Origin of the sequence: Paenibacillus sp. FSL W7-1279, assembly GCF_037969845.1 — a bacterium.
Taxonomy (GTDB): domain Bacteria; phylum Bacillota; class Bacilli; order Paenibacillales; family Paenibacillaceae; genus Paenibacillus_AQ.
In genome coordinates this window covers 2425974-2442975 of sequence record NZ_CP150215.1, presented here as the reverse complement: position 1 = coordinate 2442975, position 17002 = coordinate 2425974, and the positions used below count along the sequence as shown (strand labels likewise).

General features: G+C 51.1%; 16 protein-coding genes. 1 reads left to right on the top strand and 15 read right to left on the bottom strand.

Annotated features, from left to right (window positions below):
- Nucleotides 1-4 precede the first annotated feature (4 nt).
- The 14 genes from MKY82_RS10645 to rpmG form a co-directional block, all read right to left on the bottom strand.
- Complete coding sequence (locus MKY82_RS10645) at nucleotides 5-1519, bottom strand: nitrate/nitrite transporter (protein ID WP_071223961.1); 1515 nt, start codon at nucleotides 1517-1519, stop codon at nucleotides 5-7.
- A 166-nt stretch (nucleotides 1520-1685) separates the two neighbouring features.
- Complete coding sequence (locus MKY82_RS10640; protein ID WP_071223733.1) at nucleotides 1686-2333, bottom strand: response regulator transcription factor; 648 nt, start codon at nucleotides 2331-2333, stop codon at nucleotides 1686-1688.
- Nucleotides 2330-3412 (bottom strand): ATP-binding protein, encoded by a 1083-nt coding sequence (locus MKY82_RS10635; protein ID WP_194541779.1) that lies wholly within the window; start codon nucleotides 3410-3412, stop codon nucleotides 2330-2332. Before MKY82_RS10635 ends, MKY82_RS10640 begins: the two co-directional genes overlap by 4 nt.
- The gene (locus tag MKY82_RS10630; protein WP_339296072.1) at nucleotides 3409-3873 is read right to left on the bottom strand and encodes a GAF domain-containing protein; all 465 of its coding nucleotides are present in this window, start codon (nucleotides 3871-3873) and stop codon (nucleotides 3409-3411) included. The genes MKY82_RS10635 and MKY82_RS10630 overlap by 4 nt, the downstream gene beginning before the upstream one ends.
- A gap of 51 nt (nucleotides 3874-3924) precedes the next feature.
- Nucleotides 3925-4617: a respiratory nitrate reductase subunit gamma gene (gene narI, locus MKY82_RS10625; RefSeq protein WP_194541777.1), complete on the bottom strand. Its 693-nt coding sequence runs from the start codon at nucleotides 4615-4617 to the stop codon at nucleotides 3925-3927.
- Nucleotides 4604-5182 (bottom strand): nitrate reductase molybdenum cofactor assembly chaperone, encoded by a 579-nt coding sequence (gene narJ / locus MKY82_RS10620; RefSeq protein ID WP_194541776.1) that lies wholly within the window; start codon nucleotides 5180-5182, stop codon nucleotides 4604-4606. The genes narI and narJ overlap by 14 nt, the downstream gene beginning before the upstream one ends.
- Nucleotides 5175-6710, bottom strand: a complete 1536-nt coding sequence (gene narH / locus MKY82_RS10615; protein ID WP_071223729.1) for a nitrate reductase subunit beta — start codon at nucleotides 6708-6710, stop codon at nucleotides 5175-5177. The genes narJ and narH overlap by 8 nt, the downstream gene beginning before the upstream one ends.
- On the bottom strand, nucleotides 6700-10374 hold the full coding sequence (locus MKY82_RS10610; RefSeq protein ID WP_339296071.1) for a nitrate reductase subunit alpha: 3675 nt from the start codon (nucleotides 10372-10374) through the stop codon (nucleotides 6700-6702). Before MKY82_RS10610 ends, narH begins: the two co-directional genes overlap by 11 nt.
- Nucleotides 10375-10712: 338 nt before the next feature.
- Nucleotides 10713-11687 carry a Gfo/Idh/MocA family oxidoreductase gene (locus tag MKY82_RS10605; protein ID WP_339296070.1) on the bottom strand — a complete coding sequence of 325 codons (975 nt, stop codon included), beginning with the start codon at nucleotides 11685-11687 and terminating at the stop codon, nucleotides 10713-10715.
- 296 nt (nucleotides 11688-11983) lie between these two features.
- Nucleotides 11984-12172, bottom strand: coding sequence for a hypothetical protein (locus tag MKY82_RS10600; protein WP_194545116.1), 189 nt, complete (start codon nucleotides 12170-12172; stop codon nucleotides 11984-11986).
- A gap of 190 nt (nucleotides 12173-12362) precedes the next feature.
- A complete protein-coding gene (locus MKY82_RS10595; RefSeq protein WP_339296069.1) occupies nucleotides 12363-13265 on the bottom strand; it encodes an alpha/beta hydrolase in 903 nt (300 codons plus the stop codon).
- Nucleotides 13266-13472: 207 nt separating this feature from the next.
- The gene (locus tag MKY82_RS10590; protein WP_339296068.1) at nucleotides 13473-14087 is read right to left on the bottom strand and encodes a DUF1349 domain-containing protein; all 615 of its coding nucleotides are present in this window, start codon (nucleotides 14085-14087) and stop codon (nucleotides 13473-13475) included.
- 14 nt (nucleotides 14088-14101) lie between these two features.
- Nucleotides 14102-14563: a hypothetical protein gene (locus MKY82_RS10585; protein ID WP_194541771.1), complete on the bottom strand. Its 462-nt coding sequence runs from the start codon at nucleotides 14561-14563 to the stop codon at nucleotides 14102-14104.
- Nucleotides 14564-14669: 106 nt separating this feature from the next.
- Complete coding sequence (rpmG, locus tag MKY82_RS10580) at nucleotides 14670-14819, bottom strand: 50S ribosomal protein L33 (protein WP_098742858.1); 150 nt, start codon at nucleotides 14817-14819, stop codon at nucleotides 14670-14672.
- 255 nt (nucleotides 14820-15074) lie between these two features.
- Between rpmG and MKY82_RS10575 the strand changes: the two genes are divergently transcribed.
- A complete protein-coding gene (locus tag MKY82_RS10575; RefSeq protein WP_339296067.1) occupies nucleotides 15075-16511 on the top strand; it encodes a PLP-dependent aminotransferase family protein in 1437 nt (478 codons plus the stop codon).
- 61 nt (nucleotides 16512-16572) lie between these two features.
- Here MKY82_RS10575 and arsC read toward each other — a convergent pair whose 3' ends face one another.
- Nucleotides 16573-16992: an arsenate reductase (thioredoxin) gene (gene arsC, locus MKY82_RS10570; RefSeq protein ID WP_220685968.1), complete on the bottom strand. Its 420-nt coding sequence runs from the start codon at nucleotides 16990-16992 to the stop codon at nucleotides 16573-16575.
- Nucleotides 16993-17002: the final 10 nt, after the last annotated feature.

Sequence of the window (17002 nt, the reverse complement as noted above, 5' to 3'; positions counted from 1 at the left end):
AACTTCAGCCATTCGAACAACGGCCAGGCGGATGATAAGTAATATCGCTGAAGGTGCCCACATACTGAACGATGTCACCCGATTCGTCCTTTACCGCGTTAATCGTTAGCAGTTCCAAGTACTCTTCTCCGTTCTTCCTGCGGTTCCAAATCTCCCCCTGCCAGCTCCCGTGTTCCATGATTTCAGACCACATCGCCTGATAAAACGCAGGTGTTTGTCTTCCGGATTTCAATACGCTCGGATTCTTGCCAAGTACTTCCTCCTCTGAATATCCCGTTAACTTCGTGAATGCCGGATTGACGGCATTGATCTTTCCGCTCCGATCCGTAACCAATATCCCCTGGCCGGTGGAGTTAAACACCTCGGATTGTACGGAGAGTTTGTCCTGATAGTACATCCATACCACAATAACGAAACTGGCCAGCGCAACCTGCGATAAAGCCATGAACCCAATGGAATATTGCCCCGTAGCCGAATGGATGAAGGAAAGCATCAGCGGCGGGAAGAATCCGCCAAGACCGCCCATCATGGACACGATACCGTTCACAATGCCGGCCTGCTTGTTGAAATAAAGGGGCACGAGTTTGAAAATAACCCCGTTTCCAAGCCCGGCACCAACGGCAATGGTTAAGCAGCCGGCCGTATACAAGCCAATGGATGGAGAGAATGCCAACAGGATGGCCGCAGCCGTGAGCCCTATGAATACGCCCATTAATAAGAACAGCGGTTTAAACTTATCTGCAAGCCAGCCGCCTACAGGGCGTAATATTGTTGCTACCAAAATGAACCCTGCCGTCCGCATCCCGGCATCCACCTTCGCAAGCTCGAAATGGGTAACCAGAAAGTTCGGCAAGTACACCGTAAAGGCTACGAACGAACCGAATGTAATAAAATAAAAAAGAGAGAAAAACCACAATTTTTCATTTTTATATACACCCTTGATCTGTTCCATGATCGGTGTTTTCACTTTGATTTCTTTACGGTCGCCTAAGATTACATTTAGCACGGCAAAGATCAACAGCAGAACCAAATACAGCTGGACGGTTTTGGACCATCCGATCTGAGTCGCGATGACCGGTGCAGCAAACGTGGTAATGGCGGTGCCGATGTTGCCCATTCCGTATATCCCATTTACGAGTCCGAGCTTCTCTTTCGCATAATATTTAGGCAGCGAGGTCACGCCGACCGAGAATACGGCCCCCCCGATCCCAAGGAACAAGCCGCCGATTACCAAATGCGTAAAGGAGGTAGCCGAGCTGATAAAATAAACCGGAAACAGCAGCAGGATAAAGCTGGCGATAAAAACAATTCGTGCTCCCACCACATTGGCGTAATAGCCGAGCGGAATCCGGAGGACCGAACCCAGCACCACCGGAATAGCCGTCAGAATAGCGAGGCGGTCGGCCGTAATGGAGATATCCTCGCGAATAAACGGCAAGAGCGCGGAGATGATGACCCATACCATAAAGCCAAGCACCAGATTCATTGTTTGCAGCGGAAGCTGCACCTTTTTGATCATTTCCATCACCTTTTCTAAAGCGTAATGAATGGCATATTGATCCCCAGCTCCTATTGTACGTGCACCTATTCACAATGCTAATAGGGAAGTTCCCTGAATCTCACCGGGGAACTTCCCTATTCCTTTAAGCAATGACCCTTTATTGCGCCCTGTTGTATAGGTAAGACTAAAAATCCAGCAATTTTTTCTTCAGCGCATATTCCACTAACTCCGGACGGCTTTTCAAATTCAGCTTTTCCATAATTTTGGCCTTGTGCGCCTCCACCGTCTTGACCGATACGAACAGTTTTTCCGCGATCTCCTTATTGCCATAGCCCTTGGCGATTAGAGGCAGGATCTCAATCTCCCTTTTGGACAGGCTGTTAAACGGATCCTGCTCCGCGCTCTCACTATCTTTCTTAATAAACTCCCGAACCAGGGAAGTCGCCATCTGGGGATGAATATAGGTCCCTCCCTTATGCACCATGCGGATGGCGGAGATTAATTCATCATCCGGCGCATTTTTGAGCACATAACCTGAAGCCCCGTTTTTTAAAACATGAAACAGGTAATCGTCATCATCATACATGGTTAGAATCAGAATTTTCGTTTCCGGAAATTCGCTGCTGATCTTGCCGGTCGCAATCAGTCCGCTTTCGCCGGGGGGCATGCTTAAATCCATCAACAGCACATTCGGCCGATGCTTCGCCACCATGGTGTAAGCCTCCATACCGTCTGCCGCCGTCGCGACAACCTCCATGTCTTCCTGGTAATTCAGAATCATGGAAAATCCGCTGCGGACCACGGCATGATCATCCGCAATCACAATTTTCACGTAACCCTCACCTCCGGCTTGTCGTCACCATTCGTAAGCGGAATGTTGAGCTGAACCGTCGTACCCTCACCGGGAGCGGACAGCAAAATAAACTGACCCCCGACGAGCTCCGCGCGTTCCCGCATCCCGTACAGCCCCAATCCGGTTCCCTTGGCTTCATCAATGACCATATTAAACCCAACTCCACGGTCACGAACGGTTAGCTGAAGGTAGCCGTTCACTTCGCATAATCGTACATGCACCTCGTCCGTTCCTGAATATTTCATGGCATTCAGCACCGCTTCCTGACATACCCGGTACACAACCGTTTCAATCTCGCTGCCGTAGCGGGCTGCCGCTAACTCCGCAGAGAACTCAACAAGCACTCCGTAATTCTTCCCGATCCATTTAAAATGGGAGCGGAATGCAGCCTCAAGCCCCAAATCATCCAATGAAGCAGGTCTGAGTTCAACGGATAAATGCCGGATATCATCCAGAAGCCGGGTTAAAGACACCTCGGTCTGATGCAGCTTCTTGAGCACATCCTCGCCTACATCCATATATTTAACGACACGCAGGTCGACCAGCGAGCTGAGCAGCTCTTGAGCCACGCTATCATGGAGCTCGCGGGATATCCGCTTACGCTCGTCCTCCTGTGCCTTGATGACATATTTCAGCATATTCGTCCGCTGCAGCATTTCCTGTGTTTTCTGCTGCTTCGTCAGGTCAAGGAGCATCATCACCCGGATGCCGCGGGCTTCATCGATGATATGGTAACTGGCCGCATAGGGAACGATGCCTTCGCCGCGCGTCTTAAGATAGACCTGGAACGATGAAAACTCCCCATGCGGATAATCTAAATAGCATGTGGAGCAGGTTATAAGATCCTGTTCATCGGTATAGCCTTTGCAGGTCTGGCAGAAGGAACCATCCGCACCGGACTGCATCCTCTCAATCACATCAATGTCAAGGATGTTCTCCGCAGCCGGATTCATAGCCACCACGCTGCCCTTTTCGTCGATAAAAAAAATGGCCTCCATGCTATTCTGATACATGCTTCTAAGCAATTCGCTTAAATGCTCATCCGTCATCTGAATCAAGGCTGTGATACCTCCTTGGCATAAAAAGCACCAAATTCCGTTCCCATTCCTTCCTGAAACGACTCAAAGGACCTTGGATCCAGCACGTTTTCCTTGCGATATCCCACAAGCAAAACCCCCTTGACGCGAGAGCCTTCCCACAGCGGTACTGCGGCAAGGCTTTTCAACTGCTCTGCAACGATAATTGGATAATTATACAAGTCCCTTGATTCAATATCGGCATTCACGTTTTGAATCAGCATCGGTTTTCCGGTCTTAAATACCATTCCCGCGATGCCTTTGCCGGAATGTAAAACGATACGCTTGTACCTCTCGTTTATATTTCCCGAGGCATACTGCCAGGTCAAAACAAATCGGTCTTCAGCCGGCTGCACCAACGCCATGGACACGAAATCGAATTGAAACCGGGCTCGAAGCTTATCCATTTCACTTTGGTAATTAAAGATCGGCTGATTCTTCATTTCCATTACTCCTCTGACGTAGAAAAGAAGGCCCAACAGCCTTCTTCCGCTCTACGATTCAAATTTACGGTGCTTTCTATACAGAATATATCTTCTCCCCACATAATTCAACGGAACACTCCACACATGCACCAATCGGGTAAACGGCCATAAGCCAAAAATGCCGAATCCGGCCAGAATATGAATTTTAAACGACAGCGGCACGTTCACCATCAACGAAGCATCCGGACGGAGCATAAACAATCCACGGAACCACACGGAGACCGTTTCCCGATAATTGAATTCCGGCTGCACCGCGTTCGTGACCAGCGTGCTGTACATCCCCATAAATACGATAAACAGCAGAAGGACATTAACCAGCATATCCGAAGCGGTGCTGAGTTTTCGGACATTACGAATGGTGAACCGCCTGGCGGTTAACAATACCATGCCTCCCAGCGTTAGAAAACCAAATGCGCTTCCAATATACACCGCCCCGATATGATACATATGGTCGCTGATCCCCAGTGACTCCATCCAGGATTGAGGGATAGCTAAGCCTGCAACATGCCCTCCGATAACAGGAATGATGCCTAAATGAAACATGAGACTGCCCAGCTTGAGATGTTTCTTCTCGATAAACTCGCTGGATTTGGCCGTCCAGTTAAACTGGTCCGTACGGTAACGGTAAATATGACCGACAATAAACACGGCAAGGCAGATATAGGGGAAAATGACCCACAGAAACTGATTAATCATGCTCATGAGCCGCCTCCTCCTGATTGAAACATGCTTTGAACGTCGCGCGAAGGCCTTGAATGAGATAAAGATACGGACTCTTATATTTCTCCAAAGCTTTCAGCAGATGATAAGTGCCGTCCTCCATGACAGCCAGCATCAAATCCAGGCTCTCTCCAGCTTCCTTCTCGCGCCCCTGCCAATTCGCTGCATATAGAAACTCGCACATCAGCGGGAGATAATCCGATAGTTCCGAGCCCGCGATGCCCAGACCAAACATCTCATACGTCTCTTTAAGTTTGGCGAGCATCTGGCCACGTTCCCTGCCGTCCTCAAATTTATAATAGGTCATATACAATGTGGATTTCGCCTGAAAGTCGAAGGTCTGGACGTACAGCTCTTCAATCTCTTCCATGCTGTATTCATGCATGGTCGTCCAGTACGTTCTGATGGATTCATAGGCCGGGTCAGAGGAGTCAAGCGACTCCTCCATAACCGACGGGTGGAAATCCAGCTTTTCCGGATACGTGAGCTGCTGAGCGAAAAAACCGAAAACATGTTTATAATCATGCAGCTTTCCGAGATTAATCACGCCAGATCCCCCCGTAGAAGTTTTCTTCGTACAGCTCTTTGCCCGTTTTGCCCTGCAGTCCTTCCGGTCCGCAACCGCCGCAGCTTGCGCTAAAACCTTCGGAACCCTGCGAACGGTAAACATCCATATGGCTTTCCTTATGCGAAGTCGGGACAACAAACCGGTCATCGTATTTCGCGATGGCAAGCAGACGGTACATCTGCTTCATTTGGTAGGCGGTCAAGCCAACCCGTGCTAACCGTGTCTCATCAAACTCAGCCCCCGACGATTGCGCGCGCATATAAGAACGCATCATCGCCATTTTTTGCAAGGCATCCTTCACCGTCACCGTGTCCCCTGCCGTGAGCAGATTCGCGAGATATTGAATCGGTGTGCGCATCTCCTCAATTGCCGGGAAAATCATGTCCGGATTCTCGATCGAATCTCTGCCTTCAAAATAGTTCATGATTGGACTGAGCGGCGGTACGTACCAAACCATCGGCAGCGTCCGGTACTCCGGGTGGAGCGGAAAGGCCAGCTTGTATTCAATGGCTAGTTTATAGACAGGCGAATTTTGGGCAGCTTCGATCCATTCTTCGGTTAATCCGTCCTTCCGCGCCTGCTCGATCACTGCCGGATCATGCGGATCCAGGAACAGATCGCACTGGGCCTGATAAAGATCCTTCTCGTCCGGCGTGGATGCTGCCTCCTGTACCTTGTCGGCATCGTACAGCAGCACGCCCAAATACCGGATACGTCCTGTACAGGTTTCGGAGCATACCGTAGGCAGACCGGCTTCAATTCTCGGGAAACAGAAGGTGCATTTCTCGGCCTTGTTCGTTTTCCAGTTGAAATACACCTTTTTGTACGGACAGCCGGTCATGCAGTATCGCCAGCCGCGGCAGGCTTCCTGGTCCACCAAGACGATGCCGTCTTCATCCCGCTTGTACATCGCACCGGAAGGACAGGACGCTACGCAGCTCGGGTTTAAGCAATGCTCGCACAGGCGGGGCAAATACATCATGAACGCCTGCTCGAAGTTGAATTTAATCTCTTCCTCGATTTTTTCGATATTCGGATCCTTCGGGCCGGTGACATGGGCTCCCGCCAGATCGTCTTCCCAGTTCGGACCCCATTCCAGATTCATCGTCTCGCCGGTTACTGCCGATTTCGGACGGGCCACCGGCTGATGCTTCTTCTCCCCGGCATTCGTCAGATGCTCATAGTTATACGTCCACGGCTCATAGTAATCTTTCATTTCCGGCATATCCGGATTGTAGAAAATTTTGCCGAGCGCGATTTTGGACAGCTTGCTGCCGGATTTCAGCTGCAGCTTGCCTTTTTTCAGCGTCCAGCCTCCCTTGTATTTCTCCTGGTCTTCCCAGCGGATCGGATAGCCTATGCCCGGCTTCGTTTCCACGTTGTTGAACCACATGTATTCCGCGCCCGGACGGTTGGTCCAGGTGCTCTTGCAGGTGACGCTGCACGTATGGCAGCCAATGCATTTATCCAAATTCATGACCATGGCGACTTGTGCCTTAATCTTCAAGCCAATCCACCTCTTTCATTTTGCGGACAGCCACGTACACATCCCGCTGGTTGCCGATCGGTCCGTAGTAGTTAAAACCATAGCTGAGCTGGGCATAGCCCCCGACCATCTGGGTCGGCTTTACATGGATTCTCGTCGGCGCGTTGTGGCTGCCGCCGCGATCCTTCGTAATCTCCGAGCCCGGCACGTTGATGTGTTTATCCTGCGCATGATACATGTACATCGTGCCTTTCGGCATCCGGTGGCTGACAACGGCGCGGGCGGTGACAACGCCGTTGCGGTTGTATACTTCCAGCCAATCATTGTCCTGAATGTCGTTCGCCGCTGCGTCATCATTGTTAATCCATACCGTCGGGCCTCCGCGGAACAGCGTCAGCATGTGCAGATTATCCTGGTAGGTGCTGTGAATGTTCCATTTGCCATGCGGCGTCAGATATCGGAGCACGAGTGTATCCTTTCCCCCGGTAATCTGCTTGTCGCGCGGCCCGAATACCATTGGCGGAAGGGTCGGTTTATACACCGGCAGCGCTTCGCCGAACTGCAGGAAAATTTCGTGGTCGATATAAAAATGCTGTCTGCCGGTCAGCGTGCGGAAAGGTACGAGCCGTTCAATATTCGTCGTGAACGGGGAGTATCGTCTTCCCATTTTGTTCGATCCGCTGAATACCGGCGTCGGAATGACTTCCCGCGGCTGCGCCGTAATGCTCTGGAACGTGATGCGCTCTGCAGCGCGGTCCGCGGAAATGTCTTTTAGCTGCACGCCGGTGTCCTGCTCCGCCGATTCCCAGGCTCGCTGCGATACCTTGCCATTCGTGGCCGAAGACAGATTCAAAATGGCGTCCGCCGCATTTCTTGCCGTATGAAGTTTGGGCAGGCCGTTTTTGATGGTGTCGTCGTAATACGTTCCGTTCAAACGCTTCAGCTCTTCATACTCTTCGGCGACCGAGAAGCTGACGCCGTGCGCTCCGACTTTGCCTGTAGCCAGGTTCGGACCGAGCGTAATATATTTGTCGTGAATTTTCGTATAGTCCCGCTCAACCACCGTCAGATTGGGCATTGTTTTGCCAAGTACGGCCTCAATTTCACCCTTGCGCCAATCCTTCACCTCACCGTATGGCTGGGCGATCTCGCTTATGGAGTCATGAGAGAGCGGAGTGGTGACCAGGTCCTTATATATTCCCGGAAGATGGGTCTTTGCCATGTCGGAGAAGACCTCGGCAATCGTTCTGTATATATCCCAGTCCGACCGTGATTCCCAGAGCGGATCTACTGCCGGGTTAAACGGATGCACGAAAGGATGCATATCGGTTGAAGACAAGTCCGTTTTTTCATACCAGGTCGCTGCAGGAAGGACTACATCTGCGTACATCGGCGTTGATGTCATCCGGAAGTCCAGCGCAACAAGCAGGTCCAGCTTGCCTTCGACTTCTTCGCGCCACACCATTTCTTCCGGTTTATCCTCTTCATTCGGCGTCGAGAGCAGGCTGTCCGAGGCGCCCAATAAATGCTTCATGAAGTATTCCTGACCCTTGGCCGAGCTTGAGATCAGATTCGAGCGCCATACGAACAAGGATCTTGGGAAGTTTTCAGGCGCATCGGGATCTTCGGCCGCAAACTTGGTATCTCCAGAGACGATTTGCGCAAGCGTATGCTTCACAATGTCCTCATGGGTGGTTTTCCCCAGCTGTGCTGCCTCCTCCGCAAACTTCAAGCTGTTTTTGTTAAACTGCGGGTAAGATGGAAGCCACCCAAGTCTCGCGGCAAGCACGTTGTAATCCGCCGGGTGCTGGTAACGGATTTCCCCGCCCGTTGGCGATTTCAGCGAATCGGCCCCCATTTCTTCGTACTTCCATTGGTCGGTCGCAAAATAAAAGAACGAGGTCGCATTTTGCTGACGCGGCGGTCCCTGCCAATCTTTCGCGAAGGCGACCGTGGACCAGCCCTCGATCGGGCGGCATTTTTCCTGGCCGACGTAATGCGCCCAGCCGCCGCCGTTTACGCCTTGAGACGCCGTTAGAATGACCAGATTCAAAATGGAACGGTAGATCGTGTCACTGTTAAACCAGTGGTTAATCCCGGCGCCCATGATGATCATCGAGCGTCCCCCGGTCTCCAGCGAATTCTGCGCAAACTCCCGGGCAATCTGGACGACGACCGATGGTTTCACACCCGTGATTTTTTCCTGCCAGGCCGGGGTATAGAAGGAATCCGCATCCTTGTATTCGTCTACACCCAGCCCGCTGTCTGCCCGCCCTATTCCATATTGGCTCAACATCAGATCGTATACCGTTGCCGCCAGACGCTCCGTTCCATCCGCCAGCTGAATGGTCTTCGCCGGAATTAGGCGTTTGAAGGTACCGTTAGCGTTGTTGTCAAAGAACGGGAAGGAAATCGTCTGCCACTCCCCACCCTGAGACTCCACGGACAGCGCCGGCGCAATGACCGAGCCGTCCTCGCGCTCCAGGATCAGGTTCCATTTCTTATCCTGCTCCCAGCGCTGTCCCATTGTGCCGTTCGGAACCGTGATTTCATTGGTATTCTCGTCGATGATCACCGGCTTCCACTCGGCATGCTGAGAGGCATCGCCCAGATCGCTTGCCCGCAGGAAGCGTCCCGCCTTGTAGCCCCCCTCAAACTCATCCAATAGAATCAGGAAAGGCATATCCGTATATTGTTTCGCATAATTCAGGAACATCGGCTCCTGGCGCTCATGATAGAATTCTTTTAAAATGACATGCGTCATGGCCTGCGCAATGGCCGCATCCGTTCCGGGATTCGGAGCCAGCCAGTTATCGGCAAATTTGACGTTCTCGGCATAGTCCGGCGCGACCGACACAACCTTGGTGCCTTTATATCGCACTTCCGTCATGAAGTGGGCATCCGGCGTCCGCGTTAACGGTACGTTTGAGCCCCACATGATCAGGTAACCGGCATTGTACCAATCGCTGGATTCCGGCACGTCGGTCTGCTCTCCCCAGATTTGTGGAGATGCCGGCGGCAAGTCCGCATACCAGTCATAGAAGCTGAGCATTTCGCCGCCGAGCAGAGAAATGAATCTGGCACCTGAAGCATAGCTGATCATCGACATGGCCGGAATCGGGGTGAAACCGGCAATGCGGTCCGGCCCGTATTTGCGGATCGTATAAATGAGCTGCGCGGAGATCAGCTTCGTGGCCTCCTGCCAGGACACACGGACATGACCGCCTTTACCCCGTGCTTGTTTATAGGACTTCGATTTCTCCGGATCTTCGACGATGCTGGCCCAAGCGGCGATCGGATCGCTGTGTTGGCTTAAGGCCTCTTTCCACATATGCCATAGCCGGCCGCGCATATAAGGGTATTTCACTCGCAGCGGACTGTATTCATACCAGGAAAATGAAGCTCCGCGCGGGCATCCGCGCGGTTCGAATTCCGGCATATCCGGCCCGCAGGAAGGATAATCAATCTGCTGGTTTTCCCAAGTGATGATCCCGTTCTTCACAAAAACCTTCCAGCTGCAGGAGCCTGTACAGTTCACGCCATGCGTTGTCCGCACCACTTTGTCATGCGACCAGCGCTTGCGGTACATATCCTCCCATTCCCTGCTTTTCTCCTCCAGAACGGACCAATTGTCAGAATAGCTTTCCATCCTCTTGAAGAACTTCAGCCCCGACTTTCGTTTCATAGGACAGTTCAACTCCTTCTGCTTGAATGACAATGATTGGGGAATCAATGTGCCGTCCTTCGTATAGCTTTATTATGGGTGGCTTCTTCCCCGGTTCCTATTAGGGAAACACCTATATTCCTAAGAGAATTCCCTTGTTGATGGCTTGTCGCCCGAAAAACCCCTTCGAAAGGAACGATTCGTGCACGGAGCGCTTTTTGAACAAAAAAAAAATGTCCCATAAGACCTGAAGATCTCATGGGACATCCCTAATGCAATCATTATGAATCTGGTCGACGAACATAAGAACAACGTCGATCGACGTACTTTTCAGACAGACCGCGGTGAGGGGTTGATGATCATTCCCCGACCTTTACCGGTACTCCCGTTTCGGCTGACCGCAAAGCCGCATAGGTAACTTCCATCGTTTTGACGGCATCCTCATAGGTCGATAAGATTCCGGAAGCATCGCCTGTGCGCAGCGCATGGATGAAAGCTTCACTCTCTCGAAGATAAGGATTAGCTGCATTGCGGATTTCCGTCATTCTTCCTTTTTCCTTGACGATGAGTTTATCGGGTTGAATGTCAATGACTCCCTGCTCCGTATAGATGGCCAAGCCTACCTTATCCGATTCCGGCAGCATGCAGGTGTTGGAGATCGTTGCCACCGCCCCGCTCCTTAATTTCAGCGTCGCGGTACCCACGTCGTGTACCGTTACTCCCTCATGAATGTCCTGCATGGCTCTATGGGCGAACGCCGCATACACTTCATCCACTTCTCCCAGCAGGCAGCGAAGCAGGTCAACCATATGGGTGGTTTGCTCGATAAATTGCCCTCCGGAGCCTTCCTGCTGTCTCCACCAGTATACCTGCGGCATGTCTCCCATCCAGTAGCCAAGTGCCATCCCGATCTTCCGGCTATCCAGCATCTCGGCAGCCTTCATGGCTGCATCCGTATAACGAAAATGATACCCGGCCGATGTCAATAATCCAGCCTTCTTCACCCCATGCAGAATCTGTTTGGGTGTAGCCAGGTTTGTCCCAAGCGGCTTTTCTACCAGAAATGGAATACCCCTCTGCACAAGCTGGGATTCGATATCGCCATGCGCAAACGGGGGAACGCAGATATAAACCGCATCAGGCTTGGTTTTATCCAGCATTTGCTCAACATCACTATATGCCCTGGCCGTGGCGTAGTTCTTTACCGCTGCTTCCGCTTTCTCTTGGCTCGTCCCGACAAAAGCCGCAACATTCACTCCATCCATATTGGACAGAATATCCGCATGTACTTTGCTAAACCAGCCTGTGCCGATCATTCCTATGTTTAATGCCATGTAATCCTAAGACCTCCCTTATCGATTAGTGATGATGTCCTTTCTTCTCATCCATTCATAAACCATCCTGAAGTGAACACAGCTCGCATCTGAAAGTAAGCAATGATCACAATTTCCGTTGAGCTGATGTCTCCAGAATACATCAAATGGACCCAGGTTCCAATGATCATCATGAATAAAACATAATACCGGGACAGTCTGGCAAGCATCATGTTTCGTCGGCTTCACCCGCAAGTCCTTTATCGGAATAAAAAAGGCCGCTCCCCGGTCATCATTCCAGGTTACGGCCTCTACAATTATCTAAACATCATCCATATCACAATAAACGCAATTAACGAAACAAGATAAATGATGAGCAGCTTCGTGAGATTGGTTTTTGTTTTCCGCTCATAGTTCGGGTTTGCCTTCTTATTCTCCTGAGATAATCCTACAAGAAGCGTGGAAACTCCTCCAATTAATGCCAGTGCGATGACGATAATATACATAACCAACCACAAACAACCCCATTCGATTATTCATTATATACATTCTATTATAGAACCTGAGGCATCAGGATCAACCGTAATAATCATTCATTTGTCATTTCTGCCTCATTATAATGAACAATCGACTAATGCACACCATCCAATTGCGCGACAGTTGTGACCATCCAATTGGATGGTCCTTCACCCTCCATTAGGGCTTGCCTCCATTGCACGCCACCCATTGATGCATCCGCTCCAGTGCTTCTTCGGCTTCAGGCATCGGAAACAGAGGCCACACATGCATCATGTTCTCGTATTCCCAATACTCGGCATTAACACCTTCTCGGACCAGTTTATCGCGCAGCAAACGAGCGTCCGGCAGCAAGGAGTCATCGGTTCCGACAAGGATGACCGTGCGGGGAAGGCCTCCCATCTCGCCGAACAAAGGACTGACCGCTGGGTCGTCCACAGGAAGGCTTCCTGCATACATCCTACCGACCTCTCCGAGTCCGGCCGGCTGTAGAAAGACGTCACGCTGCGGTATAGCGAGTGCGGCAATCTGGGGGTTGTCCGTGGCTGCATCCGCCCATGGCGAGAGCAGAATTAATCCCTTTGGGACAAGCGGCGTTCCTTTTACCGATTGGGCCATATCGAGAGCCAGCGCTCCACCTGCCGAATCACCCATTAGAAATACCGGACTCCCCGTCTGGGCGCAGATGTACTTGTAAAATTCGCGCATCAGCCCCGTCAGCTTCTTCGCATCTATAGCCGGGACGGTGGGATAATTCGGTATGATGACGGTGAATCCGGTTCGCTTCGTCCACTGTTTGGCAAAAGCGAAATGGGGTGGAAGAATCTCTTCGATATAAGCACCGCCGTGCATATAAACGATGGTCCCCTGTTCCATCGCGGCATGCGATATATAATAATTCATACTCAAGCCGGATCCGCTGTGAAAACAACGGGTTTCCAATCCTTCCTGTTCCTCTGAAAGTGCAGGATACGGAGGCAAGGTTTCGATATATTGCCGAATCGTTCCGGCATTTTCCCATTTATGATGAAATCCCTCTGCGGTCAACCGTTCTTTAATAGCAACACTTTCTTTGCTTGGCATATGGTTGTATCCCCTTTGCTGGACGTGATCAATATTTCGCAGGTTCGTGTGTCCACCTTCAATATATCAATACACGCAGCATGCCCGCTGTGGCAATTGATACAGAGGACCGGCATATAAAAGAGACCTCACCCGGTAACGACATTCAGGTGAAGTCTCTTTATCGCTATTCCAGTTCCTTGATTCGACCAAAACCCGCACATATTCCTACACTTCAGCTTCAATAGGCGGGTCGACATGGATGTCGCTATCCGGTTCCGTCCTCACCCAATGCGTGAATGTTACGTTCAGTCCGGTACGGGTCGGCGAGCAAACAAAAGGTCCGGCCTGACATTCTGTCCCGGTAGGGAATGGGGCAACGCGGACGGTTCGCCAAGGATGCTTGCCGGTTCTTGCCCTGATGATGACTGCATCATTCAGCCTCGAGGCACGGATCGTGACACGCTCGCCAACCCACTCCGGCACCGGCGCGAGCGACCAATCCGAATATCCATCGGTGACGACAGTGGCAAGCTGCGGGATTCCGTCATTAATCTCGATCCCTGCTTTGATCCACTGTCCCGGAGCGTTCATAAGCATAATCCCAGCCTGGTCGTAAAGTTCTGTAAAGGAATCCAATTCAAAAGTGACCTCCATGGCCGCATCGTGATCCCACGAGGTAAGCAGTGAATGCCCGCTGTCGCGTTGAAATCCGTACAAGGTTTTCTCCCAATAATCACTGCCTTCTCTCGACTCTACCTTCAGATGGTACCCTTCTTTTGTCACCGATACCGGTTCGGTTGTCCATTCGCCCGCATCCCATTCAATGATGCTTCTCGTCATTCGATCACGACTCCTTATATTAGTAACCGATCCGCACTGTGCTGCAGAAGCAGACAGAAGGAACGGTTATGTCCGATAAAAAACGATGACACGTCATAGCGTTGACGGGCAGGCTCATAGGTAATCAGCGCTCGATGTCTCATGTTTCCCATCAGAATGTTCGCGAACTTCTCCGCAGGACCACTCGCGAAAAACGTCAGGTAGGCATACAGGGAATGATCAACGGGTTCATCCAGCGGGCTTACGCCGGCGCAGGAAAACTCGGTCTCCAATCCTGCCTTTTGCAGTTGGATCAATATCGGATATAACTGCTCATCGACAGAAGTATCGCCGAATAACCGCGTCCGTTTGGGCTGTTTGCGCACCTTGGGTCTGTTGATCCATTCGTTAAGCTCCTGCCTTCTCCGCCTCCACTGTTCCGGGGTATGTGTGCTCAGGAGCAGCTCACCGCTGGAATCATGTCGTTCCTGGTTCATATACGTCCCCCTCGCTCGCATGGCAACATTCTGCTACTTTTAAGTGTAGTCTCATTTCGCTTGAAGTCAAATAAGCCGGACGATAAGTCCGGCTTAGGATACTTTTTTAACGGGTTTCCCGATGAAGCGTCACTCGCTTCAAGCGCGGACAATACTTGCGCAATTCCATCCGCTCCGGGTGATTTCTCTTGTTTTTGGTCGTTGTATAGTTACGGTCGCCGGTTTCCGTGCATGCCAGTGTTACCGTCACTCGCATATTAAGCCCCCCCTTTTCTTCCATTATTAAATCGTAATAATTACGATTAGATAACTTATACTTTATTCCAGTTTGTGTGCTTTGTCAAGAAATTGGCGTGTTGATAATCGAAGATACCATCCATATTTTATCAAATGAATGGATCAAGATTGTCATCGTAATGATGAAATTATGAAAACCCTTCATTTAAGCATAGTGATATGATTAACATTACAGACAGAAACAGCTGAATATGTTCATGAAAGGATGAGGAAGGTGTGGAAGCCGGATCGCAACAGCACACAACCTCTATATCAGCAAATTGCTGATGCTTTGGAGCAAAGAATATCTTACGGTGAGTTTCCTCCAGGCAGCTTACTCCCCTCCGAGCGAAAACTGGCGGAGCAAATCGGAGTTAATCGAAGCACCGTGGTTCTGGCTTACTCGGAGCTTCGGGCGCTGGGAATCATAGAGAGCCGTTCCGGGAGCGGTACGCGGGTCAGCAGTTCCAAGTGGGGCGCCACGCCGAAGCATACGCCGAACTGGCGCCGTTACGCTGAGGGAGGAAATTTTCTGCCTAACCCCCCTTTTCTCCGCCGGATTCGGGAAGCGTTGGCGCATGATCCTTCTTTGATTGATTTTGCCAGCGGGGAGCTCGCCGGGGATTTGGCACCGATCCAAGAAATGAATACGTTGATGAGCCAGAAACCCAGTCTGTCCTATTTCGGTTATGACAATCCGCAAGGATATGGTCCACTCAGACAAGCATTGGTTACCTATCTCAAAAAGTATCGCGGGATTCATACTACCGAATCGTCCATACTGATTACGTCAGGATCCCAGCAATCGCTGTATCTCATTACACAGTGCTTGCTGTCACCTGGTGACGCTGTGGCCATCGAGGATCCATCCTATTGTTATTCGCTGCCGATGTTTCAATCCGCAGGGCTCCGATTGTTCAGGCTCCCGGTTGATGAACGAGGGGTGCAGCCGGAGGACCTTCGCTCTCTGTACAAGAAACACCGGATTAAGATGATCTTCATTAATCCGAATTATCAGAACCCGACAGGCACCGTGATGGACCAAGAACGAAGGTCGCAGCTGCTTGATGTTGCAAGTGAACTCGGGCTCCCCATCGTGGAGGATGACCCCTACAGTTTAACCGCCTACCAATGTCCGCCGCCTGCCCCTTTGAAATCCGTCGATTCCGTCGGGTCGGTGCTGTACATCGGGTCACTTTCGAAAATAGCTGCATCCGGCCTCCGAGTAGGCTGGATGGTTGCCCCGAACACGGTTGTGGAGCGGCTCGCAGACGCCAGGCAGCAAATGGATTTCGGACTGAGCGTGGTGCCCCAAAGCCTAGCCGGCCAATTTCTCAACTCATCCTATTTTGCCCCCCACCTGGACAGGCTGAGAGCGAGCCTACTATACAAGCGGGATTTACTGATAGAGGCCCTTCAGAAAGAACTGCAAGGCCTGGTTCATTTTCATGTACCGGAGGGCGGCTTGCATCTCTGGTGCAAAATCGTACCGGAAGTGAATGACAGCAAGCTGCTGGAAACCTCCATTCAAAATGGCGTTATTTTTGCGCCGGGAAGCGTGTACGGTTCAGCTTCCGGATATGTGCGATTCACATATGGCCGTGCCAGGGCTGAGAATATCCCCTCCGGAATATCCAAGTTCGCTCAAGCTCTGCGCGCCGTGATTCAATAGGCCTTCAAAGAGCCTTCATGGAAAAAAGCCGGGAAAGCTCCCGGCTCAAAATCCTGTTATATTACTCGCCGGTTTCAGCGAATGTTTGAATACGCTCGCCGATTTGATCGCGAACACGCTGAAAAACAGCCCATTTTTCTTCATCGGTGCCCTGTGCCTTGGCAGGATCGTCGAATCCCCAATGCTCGCGGCGAACATGCGGAGGTGTCACCGGACAACGATCGGCAGCATCACCGCATAAGGTGACCACCAGGTTGGCTTGATTTAACAGCTCCGGATCAATGACATCGGACGTTTGTTTCGAAATATCAATACCTACCTCATTCATCGCTTTGACGGCATTAGGGTTCAGGCCGTGAGCTTCGATGCCGGCGCTGTAAACATTCCAATCATCACCCAGATGCTGCTTGGCCCATCCTTCCGCCATTTGGCTGCGGCATGAGTTGCCTGTGCACAAGAAATAAAGTGTCTTTTTTTCCATATTCGTGTCT

What these genes read in the sequence shown, in the direction of transcription:
- rpmG (WP_098742858.1), bottom strand. Translation starts at nt 14,819, where the DNA reads ATGCGAGTGACGGTAACACTGGCATGCACGGAAACCGGCGACCGTAAC.
- MKY82_RS10595 (WP_339296069.1), bottom strand. Translation starts at nt 13,265, where the DNA reads ATGCCAAGCAAAGAAAGTGTTGCTATTAAAGAACGGTTGACCGCAGAG.
- arsC (WP_220685968.1), bottom strand. Translation starts at nt 16,992, where the DNA reads ATGGAAAAAAAGACACTTTATTTCTTGTGCACAGGCAACTCATGCCGC.
- MKY82_RS10600 (WP_194545116.1), bottom strand. Translation starts at nt 12,172, where the DNA reads ATGTATATTATCGTCATCGCACTGGCATTAATTGGAGGAGTTTCCACG.
- MKY82_RS10590 (WP_339296068.1), bottom strand. Translation starts at nt 14,087, where the DNA reads ATGACGAGAAGCATCATTGAATGGGATGCGGGCGAATGGACAACCGAA.
- MKY82_RS10585 (WP_194541771.1), bottom strand. Translation starts at nt 14,563, where the DNA reads ATGAACCAGGAACGACATGATTCCAGCGGTGAGCTGCTCCTGAGCACA.
- MKY82_RS10630 (WP_339296072.1), bottom strand. Translation starts at nt 3,873, where the DNA reads ATGAAGAATCAGCCGATCTTTAATTACCAAAGTGAAATGGATAAGCTT.
- MKY82_RS10645 (WP_071223961.1), bottom strand. Translation starts at nt 1,519, where the DNA reads ATGATCAAAAAGGTGCAGCTTCCGCTGCAAACAATGAATCTGGTGCTT.
- MKY82_RS10610 (WP_339296071.1), bottom strand. Translation starts at nt 10,374, where the DNA reads ATGAAACGAAAGTCGGGGCTGAAGTTCTTCAAGAGGATGGAAAGCTAT.
- MKY82_RS10605 (WP_339296070.1), bottom strand. Translation starts at nt 11,687, where the DNA reads ATGGCATTAAACATAGGAATGATCGGCACAGGCTGGTTTAGCAAAGTA.
- narI (WP_194541777.1), bottom strand. Translation starts at nt 4,617, where the DNA reads ATGAGCATGATTAATCAGTTTCTGTGGGTCATTTTCCCCTATATCTGC.